This is a genomic window from Nonomuraea insulae (genome assembly GCF_042656245.1).
The window spans coordinates 325,685-347,657 of the sequence record NZ_JBHSPA010000031.1 but is presented as its reverse complement, the minus strand read 5'-3'; the positions used below and the strand labels follow the sequence as shown (position 1 = coordinate 347,657).

Here is a 21,973-nt window from a genome sequence, read left to right as displayed (position 1 = left end):
ATGGTTCGCCTGGTGGCTTTGTTATCACCACCGTCGAACACCTTACCGAACCGTGCGGTGTCGCGCCGCGTTTTGACGCCGCTCCGTATGGCGACGAATCGCCATGAGCGTTTCCGAGGTCCGGGCCGTCGTCACGGGGCTCGGGGTGGTGGCGCCGAACGGCCTGGGCGCCGAGGCGTACTGGGCGGCGACGCTCGAAGGGCGCGGCGGCATCGGCGCCGTCACGCGCTTCGACCCGCGGCAGTACCCGGCCCGGCTGGCCGGTGAGGTGCCGGGCTTCGACCCGGCCGCTCACCTGCCGGGACGGCTGCTGCCGCAGACCGATCACATGACGCGGCTGGCGCTGGTCGCCTCGGACTGGGCGCTGGCCGACGCCGGGCTCGACCCGTCGGCGGAGCCCGAGTACAGCGTGGGCGTGGTCACGGCCGCGGCTTCGGGCGGGTTCGACTTCGGGCACCGCGAGCTGGAGAAGTTGTGGAGCCGGGGGCCTGAGCACGTCAGCGCGTACCAGTCGTTCGCCTGGTTCTACGCCGTGAACACCGGCCAGATCTCCATCAGGCACGGGCTGCGCGGCCCGAGCGGCGTGCTCGTCACCGACCAGGCGGGCGGGCTGGACGCGGTCGCGCAGGCCAGACGGCAACTGCGCAAGGGCGGGCGGGCCGTGCTCACGGGCGGCGTGGACTCCGCGCTGTGCCCGTGGGGGTGGGTCGCGCAGATCGCCGGCGGACGGGTGTCGGCCTCGGACGATCCCGCGCGGGCGTACCTGCCCTTCGACGCGGCGGCGGCCGGGCACGTGCCGGGTGAGGGCGGGGCGATCCTGCTGCTGGAGGACGCCGCCAGGACGACCGCGACCCCGTACGGGGAGGTCGCGGGGTACGCCTCCGGCTTCGACCCGCCCGCGCACACGGGACGGCCGCCCGTGTTGCGCCGGGTGGTCGAGCAGGCGCTGGCCGACGCGGGAGAGTCCGGCGTGGACGTGGTCTTCGCCGACGGGGCGGCGGCGCCCGAGGCCGACCGCGTGGAGGCGGGGGTGCTGACCGGGCTGTTCGGGCCGTACGGCGTCCCCGTGACCGTGCCCAAGACGATGACCGGGCGCCTCTACTCGGGCGGCGCCGCGTTGGACCTGGCCACGGCCCTGCTGGCGCTGCGCGACCAGGTCATCCCGCCGACCGTGAACGTCACCGCGCCCGCTCCGGGGCTCGACCTCGACCTCGTCACGGGCAAGGCCAGGCCCGCGGCGCTGCGTACGGCGCTGGTGCTGGCCAGGGGGCACGGGGGGTTCACCTCGGCCATGGTCGTGCGCACGCATTCATGAGACGTAAGGCAAGAAGGGGACACACGATGTCGAAGCGCGATCTGACGATCGACGACCTCAGGCGGCTGCTGCTGGTGGCCGCGGGCGACAGTGACGTGGCGGACCTGCACGGCGACATCGCCGACGTCAGGTTCGAGGCGCTGGGCTACGACTCCATCGCGTTGCTGGAGACGGCGAGCCTGATAGAGCGGGATTTCGGGGTGAAGGTCGGCGACGACATCGCCGGCGCGGACACGCCGCGCGAGTTCCTGGCCCAGGTCAACGCGGCCGTGGGGGCTCCATGAGCGTCGAAGCCGAGGTGCGGGCGGGAAACTGGGAGCGCTGCGCCGGATGCGGTTCGACGGTGTACGGCCCGCGCCTGGAACGTGCGCAGCGCGTCTGCCCCGACTGCGGGCACCATCACCGGATCGGGGCGGCCGACCGGCTGCGCCTGCTCCTGGACCCGGGCTCGTTCAAACCCCTGACCTACCGGGCGGGGCCCGACGACCCGCTGGACTTCGCCGGCTACCGCGAGCAGCTCGCGCGGGCGCGCCGCCGCACCGGCAGGCCGGACGCCGTGTGCGTCGGCCTGGCCGCGATCGGCGGGCACCGGGTGATCGTGGCCGCCATGGACTTCGGGTTCATGGGCGGCAGCATGGGCACGGCCGTGGGCGAGGCGGTGACGGCCGCGGCGGAGGAGGCGCTGGCGTTACGCGTGCCCCTGGTGGTCGTGGCCGCCTCGGGCGGGGCGCGCATGCAGGAGGGCGCGCTATCTCTCATGCAACTGGCCAAGACGGCGCGGGCGATGCGGCTGCTGCGCCAGGCCGGGGTGTTGTCGGTGTGCGTGCTGACCGACCCCACGTTCGGGGGAGTGACCGCCTCGTTCGCGACGCTGGCCGACGTGCTGGTGGCCGAGCGGGGCAGCAGGATCGGTTTCGCCGGGCCGCGGGTCATCGCGGCGGCCACCCGCGAGCCGCTGCCGGAGGGCTTCCAGAGCGCCGGCGACCTGTTCGCCCGCGGGCTGGTGGACCTCGTGGAGTCCCGCGAGGCCGTCCGCCCGCTCCTGACCCGCCTCCTGGCCCTGCTCGGCCCCGCGCCGGCGCCCCAGCACCGTCCGGTGGACGGCGTGGCGCCTGCCCCCGCGGCGGGCGGGGATCCGTGGGAGACGTTACGGCTGGCCAGGGACATCGCCAGGCCGACCACGCTCGACCACATCCACCGCATCTGCGATGACTTCGTCGAGCTGCACGGCGACCGCGCGTACGGGGACGACCCGGCCGTCGTGGGCGGCGTCGGCTCGCTCGGCGGCACCGGCGTCATGCTGATCGGGCATCAGAAGGGCCACGACACGGCCGAGCTGGTGGCGCGCAACTTCGGCATGCCGCAACCGGAGGGCTATCGCAAGGCGGTCAGGCTCATGGCGCTGGCCGACCGGCTCGGCCTGCCGGTGGTGACGTTCGTGGACACCCAGGGCGCGGCGCCCGGCGTCGGGCCCGAGCAGCGCGGCCAGGCGTGGGCGGTGGCCGAGTCGATCGCCGCCATGTCCGAGCTGGGCGTGCCCGTGGTGGCCGCCGTCACCGGCGAGGGCGGCAGCGGCGGCGCGCTGGCCCTGGCGGTGGCGAACCGGGTGCTCATGCTGGAGAACGCCTGCTACTCGGTGATCAGCCCGGAGAGCTGCTCGACCATCCTGTACGGCGACCCGTCCCGCGGCAGGGAGATGGCCGCCGCGCTCCGGGTCGGGGCCTGCGAACTGGTCCGGCTCGGCGTGGCCGACACGATCGTGCCTGAGCCGCCCGGCGGCGCGCAGGCCGACGGCGCCGAGGCGTCCGCCCTGCTGGGCGCGGCCGTCCAGGCGGCACTGTCGGAGCTGCGCGGCCTGACCCCCGACGAACTGCGCCGCCAACGCCACGACCGCTTCCGCCGTCTGGGGGCGGCGTCATGACCGACCGCGAGGCGACGGCGGGCGACCGCGCCGTGGGCGGAGAGCGCGAGGCGACGCCCGGTGGGCGGGCCGCGAACGGGGAGCAGCGGGAGCGGCCGACGCTCGGCGAGTTGTCCTCGGAGCTCACCAGCCTGGTACGCGCCCTGCCCGGCCCGCTGGCCAGCGTGTCGCTGCGGGCCGGCGACTACGAGGTCGAGCTCACCTGGGCCAGGTCCGGCACCCCCGACCAGCCGCGGGAGCCGGACCCCGAGCCGGGAGAGCCGGGCTTCGAGGCCGCGGTGGCCCCCGTCGTCGGCACCTTCTACCACGCGCCCGAGCCGGGCGCGGAGCCGTACGTGAAGCCCGGCGACCGCGTGGAGCAGGGCCAGACGCTCGGCGTCGTCGAGGCGATGAAGCTCATGAACCCCATCTCCGCGCCGCGTCCAGGCGAGGTGGTCGAGGTGCTGGTGGACAACGGCACTCCGGTCGAGTTCGGCCAGGACCTCGTGCTGCTCCGCACGGAGCTGCCATGACCCTGTCCAGCGTGCTGATCGCGAACCGCGGCGAGATCGCCCTGAGAGTGGCGCGCACCTGCCGCGAGATGGGCATCAGGGTCATCGCCGTGTACTCCACCGCAGACCGGGACTCGCCCGTCGTGCGGTTCGCCGACGAGGCCGTGCTCATCGGCCCGCCGTCGGCCCGCCACAGCTACCTGTACATGCCCTCGCTCATCGAGGCGGCGCTGCGCACCGGCGCGGAGGCCGTGCATCCCGGCTACGGCTTCCTGTCGGAGGACCCGGACTTCGCGCGGGTGTGCGCCGAGCACGGCATCACCTTCATCGGCCCGCGCCCGGAGGTGATGGCATCGCTCGGCGACAAGGCCGAGGTCAGAGCGCTGATGGCGGCCGCGGGGCTGCCGGTGCTGCCGGGCAGCGACGGCACCCTGTCGGGGATCGCCGAGGCCGAGGAGGTGGCCGCCGCGATCGGCTACCCGGTCGTGGTCAAGGCCGCGGCCGGCGGCGGCGGGCGGGGCATCGCGGTGGCGGCCGACCGGGCCGGGCTGCGGCAGGCCTACCGGGAGACGACCGCGCTGGCCAGGCAGGTGTTCGGCAACGGCGAGGTGTACGTGGAGCGCTACCTCACCCGTACCAGGCACGTCGAGGTGCAGGTGCTCTGCGACGGCCACGGCGGCGCGGTGCACCTGGGCGAGCGCGACTGCTCGTTGCAGCGGCGCAACCAGAAGCTGGTCGAGGAGTCGCCCGCGCCCCGCCTGCCGGGCGGGCTGCGCGAGGAGATCGGCGCGTACGCGGTGGCCGGCGCCCAGGCCGTCGGCTACACCGGCGCCGGCACCATGGAGTTCCTCGTGGACGGCTCGGGCGCGGTCGCGTTCATGGAGTTCAACGCCAGGATCCAGGTCGAGCACCCGGTCACGGAGATGCTCACCGGGATCGACCTGGTCAGGCAGCAGATCCTCATCGCCTCGGGCGAGCCGCTGGCCTTCACGCAGCCGGAGGTGGCGCCGCGCGGCGCGGCCATCGAGTGCCGGGTCAACGCCGAGGACCCCGGCGCGGGCTTCCGCCCCACGCCGGGCACGCTGCGCGTCTTCCGCCCGCCCGGCGGCCCCGGCATCCGGGTGGACTCCGGGTTCGTGCACGGCGCCACCGTGCCCGCCGCGTACGACCCGCTGATCGCCAAGCTCGTGGCCTGGGCGCCCACCAGGGAGCAGGCCATCGCCCGCGCCGACCGGGCGCTGGCCGAGTTCGAGGTCGAGGGGCCGGGCGTGGCCACCACGATCCCGCTGCTGCGGCGGCTCCTGGCAACCCCGGAGTTCCTCAGCGGCGAGCACACGACGCGTTTCGTCGACGATCTCATGGCCCGCGAGAGGGCCGCATAGGGAGGTTCCATGTCCAAGGCAGTTCCCGCCGTGGTGACCGGCGCGACCAGCGGAATCGGGCTGGCCGTCGCCAGGTTCCTGGCGGCGCGGGGCCATCCCGTGTTCATCTGCGCGCGCACCGCCGACACGGTCGCGCTCACCGTCAAGGACCTGCGCGAGCAGGGCTACGAGGTGGACGGTGCCGCCGCCGACGTCCGCGACGCCGCCTCGGTGAGCGCGTTCGTGCGGGCGGCCGTCGCCCGGTACGGCCCCCTCGGCATCGTGGTCAACAACGCGGGCCGCAGCGGCGGCGGGCCCACCGCCGACATCGCCGACGAGATGTGGCTGGACGTCATGCGCACCAACCTCGACAGCGTGTTCTGGGTCTCGCGCGCTGTGCTAAAGGAGGGCGGCATGCGCGAGCGCGGGTGGGGTCGGATCGTCAACATCGCCTCGACCGGCGGCAAGCAGGGCGTCGTGCTCGGGGCCCCGTACTCGGCCTCCAAACACGGCGTCGTCGGCTTCACCAAGGCGCTCGGCCTGGAGCTGGCCAAGACCGGCATCACGGTCAACGCGGTCTGCCCCGGCTACGTCGAGACCCCGATGGCCGCGCGCGTGCGCCGCGGCTACGCCGAGGTCTGGCAGACCACCGAGGACGACGTGCTCGAACGGTTCAACGCGAAGATCCCGCTCGGCCGCTACTCCGAACCCGACGAGGTCGCCGCCATGGTCGGCTACCTGGTCACGGACGCGGCGGCCCCGATCACCGCCCAGGCGATCAACGTCTGCGGCGGCCTCGGCAACTACTAGGAGAGAATGTGGCGACAACCCATCACGCCGTCCACGAGATCACCGTGGCCGCCTCGGCCTCGCGGGTCTACGACCTGGTCGCCGACGTGGCGGCCTGGCCGGCGGTGTTCCCGCCGACCGTGCACGTCGAGGTCGTGGAGCGCGCGGGGCAGGACGAGCGGATCCGGATCTGGGCGACGGCCAACGGCGAGGTCAAGAACTGGACCTCGCGCCGCACCCTCGACCCCGAGGCCCTGTGCGTGCACTTCCGGCAGGAGGTGTCGCAACACCCGGTGGCCGCCATGGGAGGCACCTGGGTGATCAGGCCGGTGACCGACGGCCTGACCGCGATCACCCTCGAACACGACTACCAGGCGGTCAGCGACACCCACCTCGGCTGGATCGAGGAGGCCGTCGACCGTAACAGCCAGGCGGAGCTGTCGGCGCTCAAGAACCGCGCCGAGCACGCCCGGTCAGAAGATCTGACGCTGTCGTTCGAGGACACGCTCGAGGTCGCGGGCAAGGCCAGGGACCTGTACGCGTTCGTCGACGAGGCCGAGCACTGGCCCGACCGGCTCCCGCACGTGGCCAGGGTCGAGCTCACCGAGCCCGCGCCCGGCGTGCAGCGCCTGGCCATGGACACCCTCGCGCCCGACGGCTCCACCCACACCACCGAGTCGATCAGGCTCACCTTCCCGACGGGCCGGATCGTCTACAAGCAGCTCGGCCTGCCGAAACTGCTGACGGTGCACACCGGGGAATGGCGCTTCGCCGAGACAGGGACAGGTTCGAGGATCACCTCCCAGCACACCGTCGTGCTGGATCCTGACGCCATCGTCCCCGTGCTCGGCCCCGCCGCCGGCATCACTGACGCGCGCGAGTACGTACGCGACGCGCTCAGTCACAACAGCGCCACCACCATGCGCCACGCCAAGGACCACGCCGAGAGGAATGCCCGATGACCCAGCAGTCACTGACGGCCGCTCGCCCCGCGCACGAGCACTTCCAGTCGGTCCACCACTTCCTCAACCGGCAGATGCAACTCCTCGACGAGGGCGACGCCGCGGGGTGGGCCGCCACATTCACCGAGGAGGGCGTGTTCGCCCAGGACACCAGGCCGGAGGGCCGCAAGGGCCGGGCCATGCTGGCCGAGCGCATGACCCACCACGTCGGGGTGATCAGGCGCAGGGGCCTGACCCGGCGGCACTGGCTCGGCATGCTCACCGTGGACCACGGCGGCGACGGCACCGTGCGCGCCCGCTACTACGCCATCGTCGTCGACACCCCCGCCGGTGGCGAGGCGGCGCTGCACCTGAGCACGTCCTGCGAGGACGTGCTGGTGCCCGACGGTGACAGCTGGCTGGTGTCCTACCGGTTCATCCACCACGACAACATCGACAAGGGGCTGGGTTCGTGAGCGGTCCTGAGGCGGTGCTGCGGATCGCGTCCGGCGCCCGCGCGGCACAGGTGCTGTTCTCGGCGGTGGAGCTGGGTGTGTTCACCGCGCTGTCCGCCGAGCCGCTGAGCGCCGACGAGCTGGCGGGCAAGCTCGGGCTGCACCCGGCCGCCGTCCGCGACCTGCTGTCCGCGCTGGCGGCGCTCGGCCTGCTGGCACGCGAGTCGGGCCGCTACCGCCCGGCGGAGGCGGCCGAGACGTACCTGGTGGCCGGGCGACCCGACTACCTGGGCGGTTTCCTGGCCTTCCTGGACGGGGCGCTGCACCCCGCCTGGCGCGGCCTCACCGAGAGCCTGCGCACCGGCAGGCCCGTACGGCCGGGCGACCCGTACGGCTCCCTCTACACCGACCCGGCGGAACGGGACGGCTTCCTGAACGCCATGGACGTGCTCAACCGGCCGATCGGCGCCGCCCTGGCCCGGCTGGGCGGCTGGCGCCTGGCCGGCTCGTTCGTGGACGTGGGCGGGGCCCGCGGCAACCTGGCCGCCCAGCTCGTCCGCGCCCACCCCGGGCTGGAGGCGACCGTGTTCGACCTGCCCGCGCTGCGGCCCGCGTTCGACGCGCACATGGCCGCGCTCGGGCTCGGCACGCGGGTGCGCTTCGAGCCCGGCGACTTCTTCGCCGGCCCGCTGCCCGAGGCCGACGCGCTGATCTTCGGGCACGTGCTGCACAACTGGCCGGTCGAGCGCCGCCGCGAACTGCTGCGCAAGGCCCACGACGCGCTGCGGCCGGGCGGCCGGGTGCTCGTCTACGACCCGATGACCGACGAGCGGCGGCCCCGGCTGCCGATCGCGCTGGCCAGCCTCAACATGCTGGTCTGGTCGGACGGCGGCGCCGAGTACCCGGTGGGCGACCTGCGGGGCTGGCTGTTCGAGGCCGGGTTCGCCTCGGTCACGACCGGGCCGCTCACTCCTTCCAGCACGCTCGTCGTGGCCAGGAAGGCCCCGCGATGACCGTCGGGCAGGCGTGCGCTCCGGTGGGGGTTCCGGCGGGGACGCCGTTGGACGAGGGGTGGAGCGAGGCGAGCGCGGGTGTGGACGCGGGCCGGTTCAAGGCGCTCTTCGGGGCGCTGCCGACCGCCGTGGCCGTGGTGACCGTGCTGGAGCGCGGCGCCGTGCCGCGCGGGCTGACCTGCAACGCCGTGACCGCGGTCTCGCTGCGCCCGCCCCTGCTGCTGGTCTGCGTGGACCGGCGGGCCCGCTCGCTGCCCGCGCTGCGCCGCTCGTCCACGTTCGCGGTCAACTTCCTGGCCGAGGACGGCGATGAGCTGGCGGCCAGGTTCGCCGGCAAGGACGAGGACAAGTTCGCGGGCCTGCGGTGGGCGCCCTCGCCCGCGAACGGCGCGCCGCTGCTGACGGACGGCGTGCTCGCGCACGCCGCCTGCCGCCTGACCGAGGCCATCGAGGCCGGCGACCACTGGATCCTGCTGGGCCTGGTCGAGTCCGGCGAGGTGTACGACCGGCCGCCCCTGGTGTACAGGAACGGCGAGTACAGGAGGCTGTTGTGAGATTCGGCGTCAACTTCTTCCCGACGGTGGGCCCCGCCGACAAGAGCGCGGCCCGCTACTTCGAGGAGACGCTTCACCTGGCGGTCCTGGCGGAGCAGCTCGGGTTCGACCACGTCAAGACCATCGAGCACTACTTCGCCCGCTACGGCGGCTACAGCCCCGATCCGGTGACGTTCCTGGCGGCCGTGGCCGCGCGGACGAGCCGGATCCGGCTGGTGACCGGCGCGGTGATCCCGGCGTTCACGCATCCGGTGCAGCTCGCGGGCAAGCTGGCCATGCTCGACAACATCTCGGGCGGGCGGCTGGACGTGGGGTTCGGCCGGGCGTTCCTGCCCGAGGAGTTCGAGGCGTTCGAGATCCCCCTGGACGAGAGCCGGCCGAGGTTCGAGGAGGGCGTCGAGGCGTGCCGGCGGCTCTGGACGGAGGAGGACGTGGTCGTCGAGGGCCGCTTCCACCGCTTCGGGCCCGTGACGCTGCTGCCCAGGCCGTACCAGGTGCCCAGGCCGCCGATCCTGGTGGCCACGGCCATCTCGCCCGAGTCGTGCGTGGCGGCGGGGGAGAAGGGCTACGGCCTGATGCTGGTGCCCTCCATCCACAAGCCGGAGGCCGTACAGGAGCTGCTGACCCTCTACCGCAAGGCGTGGGCCGACGCGGGCCACGAGGGGCAGGGCACGATCCAGATGACCTACAACTGCTACCTGGCCGAGGACGGGGACGAGGCCAGGCGGCTCGGCCGCCTCTACAGCGAGCGCACCAACCAGGTGATGGCCGAGGCCGTGGCGTCGTGGGCGACCACCCGCAGCGAGGGCTACCGAGGCTACGAGAAGATCGCCGAGCGGGTGGCCTCCAGCGACTTCGGCCGTCAGCTGGAGCAGGGCAAGGTGTTGGTCGGCGATCCCGACGACGTGCTGGCCCTGCTCGCGGGCATCCGCGGCAGGTTCGGCGACGTGACGATCAGCCTGCAGGTGATCTCCGGGAACCTGCCGCCGGAGGAGTCGGAGCGAACTCTGCGGCTGTTCGCCGCACACGTGCTGCCCGCGATGTAGTTTATTTATACAAACCGCCTATTCAGTTAGACTGGTGAGTCCACACGCGAGACGGGAGGCCAGCCGTGGGCGGTGAAGTGCCGAGGGGGTTGCCCGCCAAGCGGGCCGCGGTGATGCGCGCGGCCCAGGAGGCGTTCATCCAGGAAGGATACGGCGGCGCGAGCATCGACAAGATCGCGGCTGACGCGGGCGTGTCGAAGCAGACGGTCTACAACCACTTCGGTGACAAGCAGCGGCTCTTCCTGGCCGTGGTCGAGGCGGCCAGGGCGGAGGTCGACGCGCAGTCGGTGGTCGACGACTCCCTGCTGCGCTCTCCCGAGCGTCTCGAACGTGATCTCACCACGCTCGGCACCGAGTTGCTGCGGGTGGTCCTCGACGAGCGCGTCTCCGCCATGCGCCGTCTGCTGATCGCCGAGTCCGCTCGGCATCCGGAACTCAACGATCGATGTGGGGGAGGTGGTCAGGGCAAGGGGACGATCCCCAGGGTCGTCGAGTGGCTGACGCTGCGCCTGGCCCTGCTCACCGTCCAGGGAGTCCTTCACGTTCCCGACCCGGAGGAAGCGGCGTCGCATTTCGTCGCGCTGCTGTCTTTCCCCGGCCAGCAACAGTCGAACTACGGGGCGCAACCACTTACCGACAAGCAAATGGAGAAACTGTCACGCTCGGCCGCCGACATTTTCCTGCGCGCTTATCGCGCGCACGACTGAATCTTTCAGGTCGCCCGGATTCCGTTACTTCGGCAGCACGGCGTAATTTGACTGAAACGATTTTCCTACTTGACATGTAGAGAATGTGGATTATTCTCATGTCATGCATGCTAGCTGCACCCGGGGGGATGGGGAGCATGCAACTCCGGGGGCAGGCTGCCATTGTAAATCGCGCCGCCCACACGGGGAGAGCATTGTGCGATTCGGAATTCTGGGCCCTCTTTTCATTTCCACAGACGAAGCGGCGCGCATGCCGACAGCGCCGAAACAGCGGAAGCTCCTGGCACTCCTTCTGCTCAACGCCAACCAACTCGTATCGGTGTCCGAATGCGTCGAGGAGCTGTGGGAGTACGACCCGCCGGCCAGCGCATTGGCCACCTTGCAGACGTACGTCATGCAATTGCGCCGTTTCCTGCGCACCGGCGCCGAGCCGCGCCTGGCGAGCATGGAGCGGCTGATCACCCGTGATCGCGGGTACGGCATTGTCACCCGCGAGGGAGAGCTGGACCTGGCGATCTACCACGACAAGGTGCGCCAGGGGCAGACCGCCCTGGCGATGGGGGACGACCGTACCGCCGCCCGTGTGCTGCGCTGCGCCCTGTCACTCTGGCGGGGCTCGGCCCTGTCCGACGTGGAGCCGGGGCCGCTGCTCAGCATCCAGCTCGGCGGGCTCGAGGAGAGCAGGCTCGGCGTGCTCCAGCAGCGCATCGAGGCGGACCTGCGGCTCGGACGGCACCAGGAGCTGCTCGGCGAGCTCAGCGTGCTGACCCGCCGTCAGCCGTTGCACGAGAACATGCACGCGCAGTTCATGCTCGCCCTCTATCGCTCGGGGCGTCAGGTCGACGCGCTCCAGGTCTTCCATCGCATCCGCCGGGTGCTCGCCGACGAGCTGGGACTCAGCCCGTCGCCGGTGCTGCAGCGCCTGCACGAGGCCATGTTGTCGGCCGATCCCGTCCTGGAGGCGCCCACCGAGGCTCCTCCGGCGATCTACAGCCTGATCTAGGCGCCTTTCCTCGCAGGCCGGCCGCCTGTCCCGAGCGAGATCCTCGCCGGAACGCGGCGGCCGGTTTCGGCGGCGTGCGGAAAACGGGCCCGGCCCTGTCGTTGACGGACTGGACCTTTTCGTCTAATACTTTGGACGAGTAGTCCAAATCTGGAGGTGTACTCCGTCATGTCCGTGCCAAAGCAGGCACCCGGATGGGCCGTGCTGACGCTGCTCTGCCTCGGTCAGCTCATGGTCGTGCTCGACGTCTCGATCGTGAACGTCGCCTTACCGGCCATCCGCGCCGACCTGGGCTTCACCGAGGTCGGCCTGCAGTGGGTGGTCAACTCCTACGCCCTGACCTACTGCGGCTTCCTGCTCCTGGGCGGCCGGGCGGCCGACCTGTTCGGCCGCCGCCGGGTGTTCGTCGCAGGCCTCGCCCTGTTCACGCTGGCCAGCCTGGCCGGCGCGGTCGCGCAGGACCCGACGGTGCTCGTGGTCGCCCGCTCGGTCCAGGGCCTCGGCGGCGCCATCCTGTCGCCCGCCACGCTCACCCTCGTCACCACGATCTTCACCGGAGCCGCGCGGCCACGGGCGATGGCCGCCTGGACCGCGGTCGCCGGCGGCGGCGCGGCGCTCGGGTCCGTGCTCGGCGGCGTGCTCACCGGCCTGATCGACTGGCGCTGGATCCTCTGGGTGAACGTGCCGATCGGCGTGCTCGCCATCGTGGCGGCGTACATGGTGCTGCCGGAGAGCCGGGCGGAGGGCGAGCGGCCCCGCCTCGACGTACTGGGCTCGCTGCTGGTCACCGTCGGGCTGATCGCGCTGGCGTACGGGATCGTGAACACCACCGGCGAGGGCTGGGGCGCGATCGGCACGCTCGTGCCGCTGATCGGCGGCGCCGTGTTGCTGGCCTGGTTCCTCTTCCACGAGGAGCGGGTGGCCCGCGAGCCGCTGATGCCGCTGCGCTTCTTCAGGACCCGGTCGGTGACCGTGGCCAACCTGACGATGTTCTGGCTGGGCTGCGCCGTCATCGCGCACTTCTACTTCCTGTCCCTCTACATGCAGAACGTGCTGCACTACGGACCGCTCGCCGCGGGCCTGGGCTTCCTGCCCGGGGCGGCGGTGATGACGATCGGCGCCTACAGCGGGCCCGCGTTGATGAAGAGGTTCGGCCTGCGCCCGCTGGCGATCTTCGGGCCGGTGCTCGTCGTGGCCGGGCTGGTGTGGTTGTCGTTCATCCCGGTGCAGGGCTCGTTCGTGACGCACCTGCTCGTGCCGATGATGCTGGTGACGTTCGGCACCGGCGTGGCCATGATGCCGATCAACTTCGCGGCCATGACCGGCATCGCGCCCCAGGAGGCCGGGCTGGCCTCCGGCATGATCAACACCACCCGTCAGGTGGGCGGGGCGGTCGGGCTCGCGGTGCTGGCCACGATCGCCGCCACCCGAACGGGCGCCTCGGCGCAGACCATGGTCGACGGGTACGGCCTCGCGTTCCTCATCGGCGGCGGCTTCGCCGTGCTCGCCGTGCTGACCTCCCTGGCCATGCCGAAGACGGCGGGACTGCCCGCCGCGCCACCCCCGCAACCCGCGGAATCCACCGATGCCAGTCCCTCACCAGCGTGACCCCGAGCTGACCCGCGAACGGCTGCGCGCCTGGCTGCCAGGCGGGCCCGCCGTGGGCCCGGTCTCGATCCCCGGCTCCGGCTTCTCCACCGAGACGCTGATCTTCGAGGCGTCCTGGCCGGACCGGGATCGGCGGCTGGTCGCCCGCGTGGCCGGACCGGGTCACCGCCTGTATCCCCAGGCCAGGCTCGACGTCGAGTTCCAGGTCATGAGGGTGCTCGGGCGTGGCGCCGACGTGCCCGTGCCCGCCGTCCACTGGTACGAGGACGACCCCGCCATCCTCGGAGGGCCGTTCTTCGTCATGGACCACGTCGACGGCCGGACCCCGGCGGACCTGCCCTCCTACCACCGGGAGGGCTGGGTCGCCGACCTGCCCGAGAAGGACAGGGCCCGGCTCTGGTGGTCGGGCGTCGAGACCCTGCGGCGCATCCACAGTCTCGACGCCTCCGATCTCGCCTTCGCCGACCTGCCTGTCACTGGGCCGAACCGCGGCGCGAGCGGCCTGGAGCGGCAGCTCGACCACTATGAGGAGCACCTCGGCTTCTTCGACGCCGAGCCCGCCCTGGCCCGCGACGCGCTGGCCTGGCTGCGCGAGCACCGTCCCCCCGAACCACCCGCGCCCAGCCTGCTGTGGGGCGACGCCCGGCTCGGGAACATGTTGTTCACCGCCTCGGGGCGGCCCGCCGCCGTGCTGGACTGGGAGATGACCTCGCTCGGCGACCCCGAGTCCGACCTGGCCTGGTACCTCTACCTCGACCGGCACCTCAGCGAGGGCATCGGCGCGGCGCGGCTGCCGGGCCTGCCGGACCGCGAGGAGACCGTCGCCGGATACGAGAAGTCGTCCGGCCGCCCCGTCCGCCATCTGCACTACTACGAGGTCTTCGCCGGGTTCCGGCTGATGCTCATCACCGCCCGGCTCACCAGACTGTTGCGGGCGAACGGGACCGTGGGTCCCGGCTTCCCGCTCGCCCGCAACACCGCAGCCCTGCTCGCCCGTACCTTGTGAGGAGTCGACGGTTGAAACTGTCCGTGCTCGACCAGTCCACCGTGGCGGAGGGCACCTCTCCCGCCCAGGCCCTGCACAACACGATCGAGCTGGCCCGCCTGGCCGACCGGCTCGGCTACGAGCGCTACTGGGTCGCAGAACACCACGGCATCCCCTCCCACGCCGGGCCCGCGCCCGAGATCCTCATCCCGAGGATCGCGGCCGAGACCACCGGCATCAGGGTCGGCTCCGGCGGCGTGCTGCTGCCCTACTACAGCCCGCTCAAGGTGGCCGAGGTGTTCCGCGTGCTCGAAGCGCTCCACCCCGGCCGCATCGACCTCGGCATCGGCCGGGCCGGCGGCGCCAGCCCCGCGGAGGCGCGCGCCATGCGCTGGGACGACCCGCGCGACGTGGACGACTTCGACGACAAGCTCGCCGCGCTGCGGGCCTACCTGCACGAGGACTTCTCCGCCGGCCAGACGCCGATCACGGTCATGCCGCGGGTGCCCTCCGTGCCTCCCGTGTGGCTGCTCGGATCGAGCGTGCGCAGCGCCGTCGCGGCCGCCCGCCTGGGGCTTCCGTACGCCTACGCGCACTTCATCAACCCCGAGTCCACCCGCGAGGCGGTCGAGGCGTACACCAAGACCTTCGCCGGCTCCAACCCGCGGCTCATCGTGGGCGTGGGCGTCTACGTGGCCGACACGGAGGCGCGGTCGCAGCGGCTGCTGGCCAGCCACCTGCTGGTGCGCAAGAGGTTGTTCGCCGGCGACATCCGCGCCATCCCCCCGGCCGACGAGGCCGCGGCCGAGCTGGCCAGAGGGCGGCACCCGCTCGCGGGGGAGGTCACCGAGTGGCCGCGGTACTTCGCCGGTCCGCCCGAGCGCGTCCGCGGGCTCATCGAGAGCCTGCGCGACGAGCTCGGCGTGACCGAGCTGATCGCGATGAACATGATCCACGACCATGGCGACCGGCTGCGCTGCTACCAGTTGCTGGCCGAGGCGCTCGAACTGACCTCGCGGGCCGATCCAGCCACGCTATAGAGCAGCTATACCGGCCATCTGCACTCTCGTTCGTAGGAAGTTCCCACAGAAACGAGGTTGCAGATGGCCCTGTTCGCCGTCATCAACGACGCCACGCCGACCGGCATCAGCGCCGATGAGTTCATGCGACGCCTGCCCGAGGGTTTCGTGTACATGAAAGGCCTGATCGACAAGGGCGTGATCGTCCACAGCTGGGTACGGGTGGGCGAGTCGGGCGGGCTGAACATCTTCGACGTCTCCTCGCACGAGGAACTGCTCGACGCCCTTTACAGCAATCCGATCAGCCCGCACCTGAAGTTCACCGTCTATCCGCTGACCGAGGTGGAGGCGTTCGATCCCACCGGCGGCTCGGCCGGCTGACCGCCCGTGAGGAACCCCTCCACGGCGGAGGCGAAGCGCTCGGGCTGGTCCACCCACGGGAAGTGACCGGCTCCGCCGAGCGTGATGTGGCGGGCGTCCGGGAAGTAGGAGGCGGCGACGTCACCGACCGCGACGCCCGTCAGCCCGTCACGCTCACCGGTCACCACCAGCACCCGCCCGCTCACCTCGGACAACCGGCCGAGCACGGCCTCGGGACCGGTTCCCGCCGCCCAGAACCCGGACCAGGCGGTCAGGGAGAAGCCCTTCAGCTGCGCCGCCGCGTGCTCGCGCTGCCGCTCGTCCCACTCGCCGTAGCCGGCCGGGGTGTAGCGGCTGAGCACGTCGAAGACGCGTTCCGGGTCCGCGCCCGGCCCGAGGGTCACCAGTTCCCCGGCCGCCGCCGAGACCTCCTCGAACCAGGGGGCGTCGGACCGCTTGGCGAGGATGTCCGGGATGTCCTCGCCACCCGCCCCGAACAGGTCGGGGCCGGGACCGACCAGCACGAGCCTGGCCACCCGCTCGGGCCGGGCCGCGGCGTAGGCGAGTGCGACGACCGTGCCGCTGGAGTGGGCGAGCAGGTCGATCCGCTCCTCCCCGAGCTCGGCGCGCAGCGCCTCCACGTCGTCGGCGAGCGACGGGTAGGCGTACGTGGCCGGGTCCCGTGGCACGGCCGACTCGCCGGTGCCACGGGCGTCGTAGCGGATGAGCGTCCTGGTGGCGTCGAGCCCGCCCAGGTTCTCCAGGTAGACAGAGGCGCGGGGGCCGCCGGGGACGAGGAGCAGCGGGGGGCCTTGACCGAGGGTCTCGTAGGCGAGCTCGGTGCCGTCGTACGAGGTGAATCGTGTCGTCATGCGGCGGACGCTACGGACGGGCGCTGGAGTTCCGGTGGAGCACGACGCGGCCCACGAGCCCGCCGTTCTCGAAGTCCTCCAGCGCCCGGCCGGCCTCGCCGAACCCGTAAGGACCGGCCACGAACGGCCGGATCCCGAGCGCGAGGACATGCGCGAGGACCCGCGGCGAGGGCCCGGTGTCCGCGACCACCACGCGCGGATCGCCCAGCCGCTCCAGGTCCGCGAGGTGCGCGCCGCGCGGCAGGTCACGGGTCGCCCAGTTGCCGTACGAGACCAGCACGCCGCCGGGCTTGAGCAGGCCCAGCGACTCGGTCAGGTTCGGCCCGCCGATGGTGTCGAAGACGGCGTCCACCCCGTCCGGCGCGTACGCGGCCACCCGGGACGGAACATCCTCGGTCCAGTGGTCGATCGGCTCGAACTCCAGCCCCTCGCACTCGGCGAGCTGCCGCGTGCTCGACACCCCGATGACCCGCGCCCCGGCCAGCCCGGCGAGCTGGACCAGCACGGTCCCCACCCAGCCGGGCGCCCCCGGCACCACGATGGTCTGACCGGCCGTGACCTGGGCCGGCTCGTGCAGCATGCGCCAGGCCAGCACGCCGGGGTAGGCGAGCGAGACGGCCTGCTCCCAGCTCAGCCCGTCGGGGATGGGCACGACGTCGGCGGCGGGCACGTTCACGCCCGTGGCCCAGCCGCCGCGTTCGACGAGCGCCGCCACCCGCCGCCCGCCGAGCCCGGTCACCCCCGGGCCCTCACGCTCGACGGTCCCGGCGACGTCGCGGCCGGGGACGAGGGGGAAGCCGGGGTGGCCGGGGGAGGTGCCGCGGCGCATGAGCATGTCGTCGAACGACACTCCGGCCGCCGACACGGCGATCTGGACGTGTCCCGGCGCGGGCGGCTCCAGGGTCCGCACGGACGGGCGGAGCTTTTCCGGCGCGATGAGGGGCTCGGGGAAAACGATCTCGGTGATCTCCACGCCTGTGAACCTTAGGGCCCGCGACTATAGCCGGGCTCGAGCGCGCCATGCCGCCTTGGCTAAGCGGACACGTGTCCGGTAGGGTTCGAGTCAACCGGACACATGTCCGCTTTGTCTTGGAAGGATTCATCGTGACCACCATCAGCGGCAAGGTCGTCGCCATCACCGGAGCGAGCAGCGGCATCGGCGAGGCCACGGCGCGCCTGCTCGCCGAGCGCGGCGCGGCCGTCGTCCTCGGCGCCCGCAGGACGGAGCGCCTCGACGAGATCGCCCGGAGCATTCGCGACCACGGCGGGCGTGCCGTCACCCGCGCCACGGACGTCACCCGGCGCGAGGACCTCGAACGGCTCGTCGGCCTGGCCGTGGCGGAGTTCGGCCGGCTCGACGTGCTGGTGGGCAACGCCGGCATCAGCAAGATCGGGCCCATGGCCGACCTCGACGTCGACGGCTGGTCGGCGATGATCGACGTCAACCTGCGCGGGGTGCTGCACGGCATCGCCGCCGCGCTGCCGGTGTTCCGCCGTCAGGGCCGGGGCCACCTGGTGACCACGGTGTCGACGGCCGGGCTGAAGATCGTCCCCACGATGGCGGTCTACGCCGGGACCAAGAACGCCGTCCGTACCCTCATGGAAGGGCTGCGGCAGGAGTCGACCGACGGCACGCTGCGGACGACGATGGTGTCGCCGGGCTACGTCCGCACCGAACTCGCCGACTCGATCGACGACGTCCGGGTGCGCGATGAGATCCGCCGCAACATGGACGCACACGCCATCGCACCGGAAGCCGTCGCCCGCGTCATCGCCTTCGCCGTCGAGCAGCCCGACGACGTCGAGATCGGCGACGTCACCATCCGCCCGACCGTCCAGGGCTAGCCGCAGGGGCGGCCTTCGAGCGCTTCACCGACGCCGCCACCACGCGCGGCCATCTGGAGCACTTCTTCGCCGAGTTGGGCTAGGCCTACCGCCTGCCCTTCTCCGTCAGCTGTCCTGCGGTGGGGCCGAGAAACGTTCGAGGTTGGCGACGGTCGAGAGTGAGCGTGGCTCGGCCCGGTCGAGGTACAGGACGCCGTTGAGGTGGTCGGTCTCGTGCTGCGCGATCCGCGCCGGCCAGCCGGACAACTCCACCTCGTACGGGCGCCCGTCACCGTCCAGGGCCGACAACCGGACGTGCGTGTGGCGCGGGACGACGGCGGTCAGCCCTTCGACGCTCAGGCACCCCTCGTAGAACGCCTGGTAGGCGAACCCCAGGGGAGTGACGACCGGGTTGACCAGCTCCAGCGGCGGCCGGGGCACGCGCCCCCGCTCCGCGGCGATCTCCGGCGGCACCTCGGCGGGATCCTCGATGACGGCCAGCGCCAGCGGGATGCCGATCTGCGGGGCGGCGAGCCCCACGCCGACGCCCGGCAGGTGCTCGAACATCGCGTCGAGCAGCTCGCGCAGGAGGTCGTCGGGGAGCTGGCCGTCGTACGGTTCGGCCGTGCGGCGCAGCACGGGGTCGCCGATCTGGGTGACGGACCAGGGCCTCGGCTCCGCCAGCAGGGCTCGCACCCGCTCGGCCAGGTTCTTCATGCGCAATGGGGTCCTTCCGGTCGGGGGCCGACACATGACCATACTAAACCCATTAAACCAGTAGGATTTGACGGAATTGAGGGGATCGTGCTGAGCTGATGTTTGCTGACGAAACACCAGAAAGGCCACATGCGGGTGGAACTCTTCGGTATCGGCGGGACCAACGACAGCTCGGAGATCCTCGACGACCCGGCACGTGCCTCGCTCCTCGGGGCGCACGCCCACCTCGCGGAACGGCGCGGCCGGGTGCTGCGCTATCCCCTCGACGTCGCCCCGTTCCTGTCGATGCCGCCAGACCCGGGCCCGGCCGACTGGGACGACGTCGCCGCGCTGGTGGGACCGGGCGGACACGTCTCCCTGCCCGGCCTGGCGGCGGCGGCCCCGGCCGGCTGGACCGAGATCAGCGCCGCCTGCGCCGTACCACGGCCTTCCGCACCGTACGGGTCCCGGCGCCGGCCCCCGCGTCACGGTGACGGAACCCGATGGAACGCCTAAGAGGTGGGTGCCGATCCGGCATCGCTTCGCGACGGGGGCACACATGTCACACCATCGATCAGGCCACCTCCAAGGGCAGCGCGCCGCGATCAGGTACCGGGCCCGGCCGAACGGCCTGATGCCAGGTCGTTCCTGCGTGGATGAGGAGCGTGCGCGGCGCGTGCCTCCACCGCCACGCTCACCCTGGTGATCCGCGTGGGGCCTACCGCTAAGGCAGGGTGGGCACGGCCGGCGCGGCATCGGTCCAGCCGGCCTGGAGCAGGGTCTGGGTCATGGTCTTGTTGGGGAACACCTTGCCGTTGATCGTGGCCGTGTGGCTCGTCGACAGCAGGAGCATCGTGCCGGTGTCGACGATCAGGTCGGTCCTGTTCCCGTACGTCTTGTCCTTCCGCACGTCGTCCGGATACTCGATCGACACGGCCGAGCCGGTCCTGCCCACGCCGTCCTTGGCCGTGCCCCGCGAGTGGACGCCGGGCATCGTCAGCAGGGCCTGGTAGGCCGCGGCCCTGACCTCCTTCGGCGCGGGGAGGCTGTGGAGCAGCTCGGGCAGCGTCCCGGTGACGTTGTCGTCCACGCGGTTCTGCGGGATCCGCGATACCTGCGCGGCCTTCGCCAGCCAGGACTTCAGCGCGCTCGGGTCGGCGGGCAGTCGCTGGACCTCCTCGTACGTCAGCTTCTGCCAGCCCAGACGGAAGGTGTTCTCACCCCGTGCCTGGCCGAAGCGGCCCTTGTCCGGCTTGGTGGACAACTTCACGACCTGGCCGTCGGCCGTGCGGGTCCACTTGGCAGGCGAGCCGTCGCGGCGCCACGCCTTCTGGTCCGCCGCGCTCTTCGGGTACGCCCCCGCCTCGCGGAACCCGAACCAGGACGTGCCGTCGGGCCTGATCCACTCCTCGGAGAGCCGCCGCCTCTCCACCTGGTAACTATTCGCCCCGCTGCCGAGCAGGCGGGGGTTGATGCTGGTCGAGAGCGTCTTCGTATGCCAGTAGGCGCCTTCGGGCGGAGCCGACGCGGCGGCCGTGAGCCGTACCTCCCGTGCCTGCGGCAGGCCCGCCACAGCGGTGGCGCCCACCGCGGCGAGGCCGGCTCCGACGACGATCAGCAGCCGGACCCGTGCGGTCGCGAGCTTCATGTGCTTCCTCCAGACGTCCGTGTGACGCCCTTCAATACGTCTGGGCGCCGCACAAGGTTGCCTGCGGCGGCCGGGCAACTGTTGGAGCGGCCGAGGCGTATTAGTAGGCGTGAAACGGGACAGACAACCATGAGCGATGAGGTGCAGGACTTCGGCGCGTTCGTGGCCACGAGGGCCACGACCCTGCTGCGCGTCGCCTACCTCGCCTGCGGGGACCGGGCGGAGGCGGAGGACCTGCTGCAGACGGCGCTGGAGCGCACGTACAGGAACTGGGACCGGGTACGCCGGGACAGCCCCGAGCCGTACGTGCGCCGCGTCATCGTCAACGCCGCCATCAGCCGGGCCCGCCGGCGGGCGATCCTGAACATCATCCCGATGCGCGTCCCGCCGGAGACGGCGGCCCGCTCGACCGACGTCGATCTGCGGCACGTGCTCATGACCGCGCTGCGCGGCCTGCCTCCCCGGCAGCGCGCGGTGATCGTCCTGCGGTACTGGGAGGACCTCAGCGAGACGCAGACCGCCGAGATCCTCGGTTGCACGGTCGGCACCGTGAAGAGTCAGGCATCGAAGGCGATGGCCAAGCTGCGTACGGCACTCGGCGAGACGTCCGTGGAAGGAGTGATCGGCAATGCCCGCGCTTGAGGACCGGATCCGCCAGATCATGGCAGACGAGACCGCGCACCTGCACGCGGCGCCCGACCTGGTGGACCGGGTCATCCGCGCCTCCCACCGCAAGCGGACGCGGGGCAGGATCGCGGCTGTGGCGGCGTCGCTGGCCGTCGTGGCGACAGCCCCCCTGTATATGGTGGCGGCCCCGGGCGCCGTGCAGACGCCCGTCGTCTCCGAGACGCCGGAGCCACCCGCCATCGACGACACCCCGCCCATACCGTCCCCGAACCCGAGCTTCGGGGATCTGGGCGACGGCAGGGCGTTCGGGCACGTCAGGGTGGGCTACCTGCCGGAGGGCCTGCGGTGGGGCCACTGGTCCGTGGACTTCGGCGAGCGCTACTCGACCTCGTGGAACTACGACGGTGACGAGAGCGGCGCCTACTGCGTCCAGATCTACGTGTACGAGGGCGCGGCCGTCCAGGAGGCCGACGACCGCGTGCGGGAGTACCGCCAGGAAGGGGAGGGCGAGGAGACGGCCGTCGGCGACCGTACCGGCTACTTCGTCATCGCGAACGTCGGCGAGGACGGCATGGCGGGCACCCCCACGCTCATCCTGAACATGGGCGAGCGGCGCCGGGCCGAGATCATGTTCAGCCCCCCGTACGCCAAGGAATTCGACGGCGCCAAGGCCGTCGAGCGCGAGCTGATCAAGATCGCGGAAGGACTCACCGCCGACGACTAGGTGAGTCGCCGGGG

Annotated in this window: 25 protein-coding genes; 21 read left to right on the top strand and 4 right to left on the bottom strand. The window is 72.0% G+C overall.

Annotation, left to right across the window (positions count from 1 at the left end):
* Window positions 1-103 precede the first annotated feature (103 nt).
* From ACFPZ3_RS28910 to ACFPZ3_RS28830, 17 genes are all read left to right on the top strand, one after another.
* On the top strand, window positions 104-1,315 hold the full coding sequence (locus ACFPZ3_RS28910; RefSeq protein ID WP_379517400.1) for a ketosynthase chain-length factor: 1,212 nt from the start codon (window positions 104-106) through the stop codon (window positions 1,313-1,315).
* Window positions 1,316-1,341: 26 nt separating this feature from the next.
* Window positions 1,342-1,599: an acyl carrier protein gene (locus tag ACFPZ3_RS28905; protein ID WP_379517399.1), complete on the top strand. Its 258-nt coding sequence runs from the start codon at window positions 1,342-1,344 to the stop codon at window positions 1,597-1,599.
* On the top strand, window positions 1,596-3,236 hold the full coding sequence (locus ACFPZ3_RS28900; RefSeq protein ID WP_379517398.1) for an acetyl-CoA carboxylase carboxyltransferase subunit alpha: 1,641 nt from the start codon (window positions 1,596-1,598) through the stop codon (window positions 3,234-3,236). Before ACFPZ3_RS28905 ends, ACFPZ3_RS28900 begins: the two co-directional genes overlap by 4 nt.
* Window positions 3,233-3,748: an acetyl-CoA carboxylase biotin carboxyl carrier protein gene (locus tag ACFPZ3_RS28895; protein WP_379517397.1), complete on the top strand. Its 516-nt coding sequence runs from the start codon at window positions 3,233-3,235 to the stop codon at window positions 3,746-3,748. Before ACFPZ3_RS28900 ends, ACFPZ3_RS28895 begins: the two co-directional genes overlap by 4 nt.
* A complete protein-coding gene (locus ACFPZ3_RS28890; RefSeq protein WP_379517396.1) occupies window positions 3,745-5,109 on the top strand; it encodes an acetyl-CoA carboxylase biotin carboxylase subunit in 1,365 nt (454 codons plus the stop codon). Before ACFPZ3_RS28895 ends, ACFPZ3_RS28890 begins: the two co-directional genes overlap by 4 nt.
* A gap of 9 nt (window positions 5,110-5,118) precedes the next feature.
* Window positions 5,119-5,898: an SDR family NAD(P)-dependent oxidoreductase gene (locus ACFPZ3_RS28885; protein WP_379517395.1), complete on the top strand. Its 780-nt coding sequence runs from the start codon at window positions 5,119-5,121 to the stop codon at window positions 5,896-5,898.
* An 8-nt stretch (window positions 5,899-5,906) separates the two neighbouring features.
* Window positions 5,907-6,839 (top strand): aromatase/cyclase, encoded by a 933-nt coding sequence (locus ACFPZ3_RS28880; RefSeq protein ID WP_379517394.1) that lies wholly within the window; start codon window positions 5,907-5,909, stop codon window positions 6,837-6,839.
* Entirely contained in the window at window positions 6,836-7,294 is a 459-nt protein-coding gene (locus ACFPZ3_RS28875) for a nuclear transport factor 2 family protein (RefSeq protein WP_379517393.1), read from the top strand. Before ACFPZ3_RS28880 ends, ACFPZ3_RS28875 begins: the two co-directional genes overlap by 4 nt.
* Window positions 7,291-8,286 carry a methyltransferase gene (locus tag ACFPZ3_RS28870; protein ID WP_379517392.1) on the top strand — a complete coding sequence of 332 codons (996 nt, stop codon included), beginning with the start codon at window positions 7,291-7,293 and terminating at the stop codon, window positions 8,284-8,286. The genes ACFPZ3_RS28875 and ACFPZ3_RS28870 overlap by 4 nt, the downstream gene beginning before the upstream one ends.
* Window positions 8,283-8,840 (top strand): flavin reductase family protein, encoded by a 558-nt coding sequence (locus ACFPZ3_RS28865; protein ID WP_379517391.1) that lies wholly within the window; start codon window positions 8,283-8,285, stop codon window positions 8,838-8,840. The genes ACFPZ3_RS28870 and ACFPZ3_RS28865 overlap by 4 nt, the downstream gene beginning before the upstream one ends.
* Entirely contained in the window at window positions 8,837-9,886 is a 1,050-nt protein-coding gene (locus ACFPZ3_RS28860; RefSeq protein WP_379517390.1) for an LLM class flavin-dependent oxidoreductase, read from the top strand. Before ACFPZ3_RS28865 ends, ACFPZ3_RS28860 begins: the two co-directional genes overlap by 4 nt.
* A 65-nt stretch (window positions 9,887-9,951) precedes the next feature.
* Window positions 9,952-10,593 (top strand): TetR/AcrR family transcriptional regulator, encoded by a 642-nt coding sequence (locus tag ACFPZ3_RS28855; protein WP_379517389.1) that lies wholly within the window; start codon window positions 9,952-9,954, stop codon window positions 10,591-10,593.
* A gap of 250 nt (window positions 10,594-10,843) precedes the next feature.
* On the top strand, window positions 10,844-11,596 hold the full coding sequence (locus tag ACFPZ3_RS28850) for an AfsR/SARP family transcriptional regulator (RefSeq protein ID WP_379517388.1): 753 nt from the start codon (window positions 10,844-10,846) through the stop codon (window positions 11,594-11,596).
* A gap of 168 nt (window positions 11,597-11,764) precedes the next feature.
* A complete protein-coding gene (locus ACFPZ3_RS28845; RefSeq protein ID WP_379517387.1) occupies window positions 11,765-13,204 on the top strand; it encodes a DHA2 family efflux MFS transporter permease subunit in 1,440 nt (479 codons plus the stop codon).
* The gene (locus ACFPZ3_RS28840; protein WP_379517386.1) at window positions 13,182-14,210 is read left to right on the top strand and encodes a phosphotransferase family protein; all 1,029 of its coding nucleotides are present in this window, start codon (window positions 13,182-13,184) and stop codon (window positions 14,208-14,210) included. The genes ACFPZ3_RS28845 and ACFPZ3_RS28840 overlap by 23 nt, the downstream gene beginning before the upstream one ends.
* A gap of 11 nt (window positions 14,211-14,221) precedes the next feature.
* Complete coding sequence (locus tag ACFPZ3_RS28835) at window positions 14,222-15,229, top strand: LLM class flavin-dependent oxidoreductase (RefSeq protein WP_379517385.1); 1,008 nt, start codon at window positions 14,222-14,224, stop codon at window positions 15,227-15,229.
* Window positions 15,230-15,292: 63 nt separating this feature from the next.
* Window positions 15,293-15,589, top strand: a complete 297-nt coding sequence (locus tag ACFPZ3_RS28830) for a muconolactone Delta-isomerase (protein ID WP_379517384.1) — start codon at window positions 15,293-15,295, stop codon at window positions 15,587-15,589.
* Here ACFPZ3_RS28830 and ACFPZ3_RS28825 read toward each other — a convergent pair.
* Window positions 15,535-16,440, bottom strand: a complete 906-nt coding sequence (locus ACFPZ3_RS28825) for an alpha/beta fold hydrolase (protein ID WP_379517383.1) — start codon at window positions 16,438-16,440, stop codon at window positions 15,535-15,537. The two genes, ACFPZ3_RS28830 and ACFPZ3_RS28825, sit on opposite strands and share 55 nt — an antisense overlap.
* A 10-nt stretch (window positions 16,441-16,450) precedes the next feature.
* Window positions 16,451-17,413, bottom strand: a complete 963-nt coding sequence (locus tag ACFPZ3_RS28820) for a quinone oxidoreductase family protein (RefSeq protein ID WP_379517382.1) — start codon at window positions 17,411-17,413, stop codon at window positions 16,451-16,453.
* Window positions 17,414-17,544: 131 nt separating this feature from the next.
* On the opposite strand from ACFPZ3_RS28820, the gene ACFPZ3_RS28815 reads away from it, so the two are divergent.
* Entirely contained in the window at window positions 17,545-18,285 is a 741-nt protein-coding gene (locus tag ACFPZ3_RS28815; RefSeq protein ID WP_379517381.1) for an SDR family oxidoreductase, read from the top strand.
* A 105-nt stretch (window positions 18,286-18,390) separates the two neighbouring features.
* On the opposite strand, the gene ACFPZ3_RS28810 is transcribed toward ACFPZ3_RS28815, so the two are convergent.
* On the bottom strand, window positions 18,391-18,981 hold the full coding sequence (locus ACFPZ3_RS28810) for a peptide deformylase (protein ID WP_379517380.1): 591 nt from the start codon (window positions 18,979-18,981) through the stop codon (window positions 18,391-18,393).
* 129 nt (window positions 18,982-19,110) lie between these two features.
* On the opposite strand from ACFPZ3_RS28810, the gene ACFPZ3_RS28805 reads away from it, so the two are divergent.
* Complete coding sequence (locus ACFPZ3_RS28805; protein ID WP_379517379.1) at window positions 19,111-19,476, top strand: hypothetical protein; 366 nt, start codon at window positions 19,111-19,113, stop codon at window positions 19,474-19,476.
* A gap of 208 nt (window positions 19,477-19,684) precedes the next feature.
* Here the strand turns inward: ACFPZ3_RS28805 and ACFPZ3_RS28800 are convergent, their stop codons facing one another.
* Complete coding sequence (locus ACFPZ3_RS28800; protein ID WP_379517479.1) at window positions 19,685-20,731, bottom strand: hypothetical protein; 1,047 nt, start codon at window positions 20,729-20,731, stop codon at window positions 19,685-19,687.
* Window positions 20,732-20,737: 6 nt separating this feature from the next.
* On the opposite strand from ACFPZ3_RS28800, the gene ACFPZ3_RS28795 reads away from it, so the two are divergent.
* Both ACFPZ3_RS28795 and ACFPZ3_RS28790 read left to right on the top strand, forming a co-directional pair.
* On the top strand, window positions 20,738-21,250 hold the full coding sequence (locus ACFPZ3_RS28795; RefSeq protein ID WP_379517378.1) for a SigE family RNA polymerase sigma factor: 513 nt from the start codon (window positions 20,738-20,740) through the stop codon (window positions 21,248-21,250).
* Window positions 21,237-21,959, top strand: coding sequence for a hypothetical protein (locus tag ACFPZ3_RS28790; RefSeq protein WP_379517377.1), 723 nt, complete (start codon window positions 21,237-21,239; stop codon window positions 21,957-21,959). Before ACFPZ3_RS28795 ends, ACFPZ3_RS28790 begins: the two co-directional genes overlap by 14 nt.
* Window positions 21,960-21,973: the final 14 nt, after the last annotated feature.